At 47.7% G+C, this 7,372-nt stretch carries 7 protein-coding genes and 1 pseudogene; all 8 read right to left on the bottom strand.

From position 1 onward, the window contains the following. Positions 1 to 484 (bottom strand): hypothetical protein (locus QUA62_RS28595; RefSeq protein WP_333408191.1); only part of this gene is annotated, 484 nt, incomplete at its 3' end. Continuing rightward, positions 472 to 741, bottom strand: coding sequence for a hypothetical protein (locus QUA62_RS28590; RefSeq protein WP_333408190.1), 270 nt, complete (start codon positions 739 to 741; stop codon positions 472 to 474). The genes QUA62_RS28595 and QUA62_RS28590, both read right to left, overlap by 13 nt. After that, on the bottom strand, positions 738 to 1,259 hold the full coding sequence (locus QUA62_RS28585; protein ID WP_333408189.1) for a hypothetical protein: 522 nt from the start codon (positions 1,257 to 1,259) through the stop codon (positions 738 to 740). Before QUA62_RS28585 ends, QUA62_RS28590 begins: the two co-directional genes overlap by 4 nt. Before the next feature lie 364 nt (positions 1,260 to 1,623). Further along, positions 1,624 to 2,031 carry a hypothetical protein gene (locus tag QUA62_RS28580; protein WP_333408188.1) on the bottom strand — a complete coding sequence of 136 codons (408 nt, stop codon included), beginning with the start codon at positions 2,029 to 2,031 and terminating at the stop codon, positions 1,624 to 1,626. 225 nt (positions 2,032 to 2,256) lie between these two features. After that, positions 2,257 to 3,123, bottom strand: coding sequence for a hypothetical protein (locus tag QUA62_RS28575; protein ID WP_333408187.1), 867 nt, complete (start codon positions 3,121 to 3,123; stop codon positions 2,257 to 2,259). A gap of 275 nt (positions 3,124 to 3,398) precedes the next feature. Continuing rightward, entirely contained in the window at positions 3,399 to 6,278 is a 2,880-nt protein-coding gene (locus tag QUA62_RS28570; RefSeq protein ID WP_333408186.1) for a DUF3854 domain-containing protein, read from the bottom strand. A 112-nt stretch (positions 6,279 to 6,390) separates the two neighbouring features. Further along, positions 6,391 to 6,693 carry a hypothetical protein gene (locus QUA62_RS28565; protein ID WP_333408185.1) on the bottom strand — a complete coding sequence of 101 codons (303 nt, stop codon included), beginning with the start codon at positions 6,691 to 6,693 and terminating at the stop codon, positions 6,391 to 6,393. Positions 6,694 to 7,179: 486 nt separating this feature from the next. Beyond that, positions 7,180 to 7,372: pseudogene (locus QUA62_RS28560) on the bottom strand (hypothetical protein); the annotation flags it as partial.

Raw genomic sequence — 7,372 nt, 5'->3', positions numbered from 1 at the left:
TGCCGGTGATGCCTTTGGCGTAGCATTTCAGAATTGATTCGATTTGTTCTTGCTGCCTAGTAGTTAAAGTTTTTACCGTCAATTCGTTAGAATCATCGGAAGTCTGATTCAGCAACAGTTCTAGCGACTGCTTTATCGAATTCAGTTCGGCTTCTCGCTCTTCAGTTCGATCGTCAGTTCGATCGCCTGAATTGAGAATTGCCTCGGCTTCAATTCGGCGCTGCTGTTCAGAAACGTAAATTTCTGTTGCTAGTTCATCAGCGACATCAGCATTAATCGCCGCCGATTTCATCGCCTCAAATTCTTCAACTTGGCTAAGCTTAACCGCTAATCTGCGAGCTTCAAAGCAGCAGGCAAACGAGCCGAGCAAAGCTAAACCGGTTGTGAAATTATGCAGAGGGATTTTTTTGCTGAGTACAAACGGTGGCGCTAGCCACAAGGTAAAAGCAGAAGCAGTCAGGACAGAAACTTTTAAAATCGACATAACATGACCCCCAGTCCCACGGCTGCTGCTGCAAAACCCAAACACAAAATGCCCTGCAAGTTGAGCGCGTTAATTTTGAGTTTTTGGATCAGCCAGTCATCAAGCATCCAACTCAACATCCAGAGAACTGCAAAAATTATGTAGACCGCACGGGCGAACGCCAGGGCATTAGGATGGAGCGATGCCACCCAGCACAGGAAGCTGGAGGCAACCGCAACCATCAGAAAATTGTTGAAAATTGCGATCGCCTTTGTCATTCTTTTGCCCCCTGCAACTTGGCTTTGATTTCACCGATGCGGGTTTCTGCATTGCTGGCTGCTTGGTCGAGGCTCATCCCCAACCGGGCATAAGCGGGGCGTTGATTGTGCAAGTGTTTGCCGAGTCGAACATCCGCCCGTTTCTTTTTGAGTTCCCCATCGGCAACGGCCCCTTCGTACCCCCGGTGATACTTATGGACTTTTGCATCCGCCTCTTCAATCTTGACCGCAGCTTCATAACCGCGCTTAGATTGCTTAGCGCCGTCGGTCTTTTGCTTGGCAAGCTCTTTCATCGCGTCCGCTTCTTCCTGAGTGAAGTAGCGGGGTTTTTCAATGATCGGAACCGAGCGATCGGCTGCTGCGAACTTGCCAGGGTTGAGCGGTGAGATTGCATCCGCTGAAGTAGCGGCCATAACTTTCGATTTGTCGATCGCGTGACTGCCATCATGAACCAAGCCACCACCGGACTGAGTAGCAGCTTGACTGCCACCGCCCAAAAGTTTTTGCATGAGTCCCATTTATTTCTGTCCTATTTGAATTGTGATTTTGATTTGTGGGAGTAAATGAAGTGGTCGGTTATTCGGGAAAACATGAAGGAAAAGCACGGCAAAAATTACGCTTGCAAGTCCGAGCGCAATCATCTGTTGACATTCGAGCCAGTCCATCAAATTAATCTGATGTGGGCTTTCATGTAAAACAGTCGAGCCGTCTATATGTGAGATTCCAGATTTGCGATCGAACTCTAGGCCGTGCGAAGTCAGCAACTTTTCCCATGTTGCCGTCGCTGTAAGTTTTCCAAATTCTCGTGCCTGGTCGTTCGTGAGACCGCAGTCATAAGAAAGCTGCTTCAAATGTTCGATTCGGCGGCGCGACCGCATTGGCTCAGGCATGACTGACAAGTCTCAACTCGCTGCCTACGGTCGGTTCTCCGTCAAAACACGGGTAGGAACAACAGTCAGAGGTGCTGCGCGTCCAGTAAATGTAGTAGACCCAAACATGGGGGGATAAGTATGAACCCTTTTTTGGCACATAACACAGCCCCACAACTTCGCCAAAATCAGTAGAAAACTGAGGAGCGTCCTCGTCCTCGTCCCCTTCCCAGTCTTGGGCAACCAAGTCACCGATCGCAAATTCCGGCGAGGGGCGCTTATTAAGAGGGGTAGCAGCAGCAGGCTGAGGACGTAAAAAGAGGAACGGCAAAGCGGCCGATGCTGCTTTTTGCAGGAAGTCGCGCCGAGCAAACGTGAATAATTGCGATCGCCCCTCCGGACAATCGGCTGAATGTGGCATTATAGTTAGGCTCCAAGCGTTGGATTGAACGTTTGTAGAAGTCGTAGTCGATTCGGTGCTGATTACACCGGATTGACCGCGCAGAGAACTTCTGATACTTACGATCGCTCTTTTCTAGCTGCTTGTCAACTGGTAGCTGTAAAGTTTTGTGCGAGGGAAGCCCCAGGGTTAGCCAGGGCTGTATGTAGCTTCCTAATTTGCCCCGGGGATGTATTTCAGGACTCCTCAATTATCGCCGCTACCCTGCAATATTTTCTGAACCGCTTTAACAGTGACTTCCTTGGGTAGCAACCTCCCTACAACTTTTCGCAGCCAGCTTACTAACTCACCCGCCTTGCCTGCGTAGTCAAAGTCAATCTCAGAATTTTGTTTCAGGTCGGCAAGTTCTGTTTCGAGTTCTTCCCGATCGGCGCGCTCTGTCCCAAGTTGCGATCGCAAGTCCGCAATCTGTTTTTCCCGGTCGGCTTTTATGTGGCTGCTAATTTCTAGAAGTTTGGCGTAATCAGCCCTGGCGTCTAAGAATTCTTGCCTCAAAGCTTCGTTCTCTGCTTTCAGGTTGCTTAAGTCATTCTGTAACTCGCTTTCTGCAACCGTGGGTAACTCTTCAGAATTACCCGAGTCGGACTTTCCCGGCAGCTCTCTCCTTAAGGCTTCTAACGATTCCTGTAAAGCCTGCACTTGCAACTCTAGAGCAGTCAACCTGCCAGCATCGCAGTTACCTATGACTTCTGTAACTCTCTGGCTAGCTGTATCTGTAACTTTCTCTGTAACTTCTGCAACCCGTGGTTGTGGGGGAGTATTCAGATCCTTTCCAATAGTTTCTAGCAGGGTAAAGCATATTTCTGAGGTCTTGCCAATATATTTTTTGTGTAACTTCCCCCCCATTTTTCTGTAACCATACCAGTAATCGCCACTTTTAGTAGATTCTTTCCTTGCCGTAAATGGCTTATTCCCTCCCCCTGCTATAGGCTCGTATCTAAAAGAGTTGATAGTTTCTACCCATTTCCTGCCTTTGTCGTCGGCTAGCGGTATTCCATTAAATTTTTTGTCGTCTGTCTGTATACAGCCATTTACCACCGATGGAATCGTCATAACAATTACCTACCAGTTACCTAACGTTTATGTAACTAATATGGTTGCATAAACGTTAGGTAACTGTCAAGGGGTTACATAGAGAGTTTATTATTGACATTGGCACACAGCCACATAGGAAGTGGCACATACTCCCGGTGGCTGCAATTTGCATGATGTGGCTAGAATCTCGGAATCTCGGAATTGAGGGATTGAGGGATTGAGGGATTCTAGAGAATTTGCGATCGCCTTACCCTGCACCCCAAGGTATGCGAGTTGCAGGGTAGGGTTAGTGGCTAAATCTTCTGCCAGTCTGCTTTGTTAAGGTAAGCCGTCCAACTGCCGTCAGGTTTTTTGCAGCAGACCCCGTGGTGAGAGTCGATATCGTCAATCATTAGCTCCATTCCTTCAAATTGTTCTGCAAACTTCTGTCCGACGTACTTGACCCGCAGACCTTTGACAAAACCACAGTTAAGCAGCAATCGGACGTTGGTATTTTCATCCTCGGTTAATTGGCTCTTGAGGTTTTCTTGAGCGGTCTTATCACCCTTGACCTGAGTCCAGATCTTCCGCGCTGCTTCCCGGTCAGCGCTTGCCAGCGCATTTTTCATTTCATCGGCAAGAGTAAGCGGTTTTTCTATCTCAGTTGAGAGGGGGTTGAGAGGGGGTTGAGAGGGGGTTGAGGAGAGGATTGTATCCTTTACTGGCTCTGCATTTGAGGGAGTTGAGGGGGTTGAGAGGGGTAAATTTATCTCTCTATCGCTTTCTTCTTCATCTGGCAGAAAATCTTTTTCGTTTGTTTTTTCCACGCATAATTTAGAGTCAAACCCCCTCAACTCCCTCAACTCTATATTTGGCAAGGGTTTAAATCCCTCACAAACCCCCTCCAAACCCCCTCCAACTCCCTCACAAACCCCCACAATTCCCGCTAAAACTTCGGAATGAGTAGGTTGAGTGTCGGTGTCGGTTCGCAATCTCAAACCCACAAAAGAAGCTCTAGCACCCTGTTTGCGGGTAAAGGGTAATTTCTCGCCAGCCAAGATATCGGCAAGCATCCCCCCAAACTTAGGAAGCTTGATGCGAGACATTCCTCCCTCAGTGCAAAAGGCTGTGTAAGCTTCAAATAGCTCTCCGGTGCGGGTTTCCGCTGTCGGGTCGGATATCAGCGCCATATCAAAAAATGCTGCGATCGAGTCCGACTCAACCTTCATTTCCCACTCTTTGCGCTTGAATTCAATGATTTGGTCGGTTCCCTTTCCTCGTATCGCTTGAGTAACGGTCTTATCTGCCAAAGAAAGAGCGATCGCTATACAGGCAGGTATTTCGCTGTCAAGTTCCGCCTCTAGGGAATGGTCGCGCTTGTCATCAGGTATGGGATTGTCAAACCCTACGAGACAGAGCCGACGCTCTAAACCCGTCGTATCGCCCACAAAGATAGGTTTGTTTGAGCAAATCATTATGGTTCCGTAGAAGTAGGCACTTGCGGCCGGCGTGTGAAGCTCCCTATAGGAAATTATGTCGCCCCCAGTAAGGCTCAGTATGCTGTCAACTCCCACGGGCTTCCGCTCGTCGGGAAAAACTACCAACTGCTTGTCTATGATGGATGCCTTGGTACTGCCGTCAGTCAGTCGGTCAAGCTGGCACCCGATATAATTACTCTCGCCTACCAGTTTTTCACAGAGCCGTGCGAATTTGCCTTTGCCACTACCAGGTTTGCCAACCAAGTGAACGAACATTTGCAAGTCAAAGAAGCGATGCTTAAGCAGGGCATTGATGATTGCCAGCAGTTTAAACATTTTGCGTTTGTCGCCTTTCATTGCCTCGTAGAAAAATTGATAAATGTTAGGGCAATTCACGCACAGTGCTTCGAGACTATCGCCCAACTCGCCTGTTAGGGGTTTGTATTCATAGGGCAAAAAGGAAGTAAACCCCATGCCCGGTGAGTGATTGAGGGTTTTAGCTTGGGCACCATCAAACACGCAATTGCTGAAATTGATGTAACGTGATTTTTCCCAGAATTGCCACTTAAGCTGGCGCAAGTCGCACTCTAGAAGCTTCCGCACGTCTTCAAGATAAGCGCTTCCGCCGTACTTTACCCCTTTGCCGTCCAGAGTCTTCTTTAGCCAACTTCTGAACGCGCCTAGCCCTATTTTTTCCCAGTGTTTTCGACTCCACTTGCGCCAAGTCTGCTGTTCTTCGTCGTATTTGAGTTCATGCCCAAACTCTTCTGCTAGCCGTGCAGTTATTTCTTGCGGTGTGGGCGGTTTTTTGGCTTTAGCTGGTGAATCGCTTGTGTCAGCCGTTTCAACTTCGGCATTCGCTTTCATCAGAATTTCTCTGAATGCCTGAATTTCCTTGTTTTGGATAAAATCATCCATCCCTTTGCCGTCCTCGTGGCTCCACTTACCCGTAACTGATAATACGTCGCAGCCATAGCTTTTAAGGACTTTAGCCAGCTTAGCTTCGTGGTAGCGAACATTTTTTAGGGTTTCTGTTTTGTCTGGATGATCGGAGTCAAATGCAATGATGAAGTTAAAACCCGCCTCTGCTAGTCGCTTTAGTGCGGGGACTAAATCAGGCTCACCTTTTGCCTTCGGCGTTAACCCCATCGTCACACCCGCAACCGCAACAGTGGGAATGCCATTCTGACAGCCAATTATTGCCTTGAAACCGCCCTCAGTCAGGAGTAAGTAGGGCTTGCCGTTGATGGTAAAACAGCGAGCCTTGAGCGCTTCTAAATCTTCCCAGTAAGCTTGTATGTCTGGATGCTTGGCTAGAAATAGATCGTACTCGTGTTTGGGAGTTCGGTATTTTGGCGGGTCTTTGTCTTCTTTGCCTTTGCTGTGCCACGGGTCATCCGGGCGAAATTGCCATTGCCCGTAGCAGTCCGACATCAGCATGATACCCGGTGAATATGCCTTGTAATCCAACACCAGTGACGCTTTAGGGATATCGCAGGTCATGCAGTTTGCAGCAGCCCATTTTGGAAAAATGCCTCGCGCTTGGATGTCGGCTTGATGTTTGGCGTTGAGGAAGCTTGAGTAAGTTTGAGTAAGTTTAAAGGATTTTGGACAAGATTGAGTAGAATTAGATAACTCTTGCCAAGATTGAGTAGACTCTGATAGAATTGAGTCACTTGAAGCGTGACTGCCGATCGCGTTAGTATTATTGGACATGATTTTCACCCGCAACCTGGCGGGAGTTAATTGTGGTTTCTCAAAAAACCGTTGCATCCTGGGTTCCAATCAGTCGCAGCGGTTTTTTGGTGCTTAGAGTCTTTAGAAAATTTTAAGGCATAGGTGGAACCGCCCCGCTGGTTGATTGCGGTGCGGTAACAGTGTCGGTGAGCGAGACACCGATTAAGCCATTGCAGAATTTAGGAATGAGGATTAAGGCTTTAAGCAATAGAATCTGATGTGCCAAATGCTTAGCCATTGCTAGAAGCATTGCCTCTTTGCTGTACTCGGTGACGAGTGCACAGATTCTCTGAGGATTAAACCTCGGATTGTATTTGACAAACCAACGCAACCACCAACGCCACAATCGGCGCTCTTCTAAAATTTCTCGTGGTGTTAGTGGGTGGTTGTCCATGTGGATATTTTAGCGGCGGATGGGATTGAGAACACAAATTTATACAAAGTGAGAAAGTGCTAACACATAGTGCTAAAGCTTTGTGAGGTGGACACAGAACTAAGGGTTTCAGTGATATTTCTCTATGCACGTTTATACGCAGGTTTGAGTGGTCTAAATCTCGTTCTGCTAGGAATTGCGAAGTATAACGAGTTATTTACACAAACTCATATGACTTTGTGCCGTAGAGAGCCAGCTATAGCAAGGGTTTGAGGGGTATATTTTGGACGATGGGGAGAGTGTATTTTTCCCCGTTTTTTGACCAATACTCAAAATCCTGACCTATAGGTCGTAACTTTTATTCCTCACTACCATTTTTGGATGTCGTTATGTGCTATGCGCGTCTAGTTTTTAAAGTTGCTCGTGGTTGTGTAGTGGGTGTCACTAGACCCGGTTGCAACTCGCGGCCGGGAGGCAGACCGTAAGCCAGCCCCCTCCCGGCTCACATCAATCCTCTTCTCCTTTGACAAAGGGCAACAAAAATTCATACTCTGCTTTAGCGTCTCGGTAAGCTTGGCTACTGCCTGCCGACACTCCCCAAACTTCTTTGAGGATTTTATTTTTGCCGGTGATGCCTTTGGCGTAGCATTTCAGAATTGATTCGATTTGTTCTTGCTGCCTAGTAGTTAAAGTTTTTACC

The organism is Microcoleus sp. MON1_C1, assembly GCF_036701945.1.
Lineage (GTDB): Bacteria > Cyanobacteriota > Cyanobacteriia > Cyanobacteriales > Microcoleaceae > Microcoleus.
The sequence above is the reverse complement of the archived record's forward strand: the minus strand, read 5'-3'. Positions and strand labels throughout refer to the sequence as shown.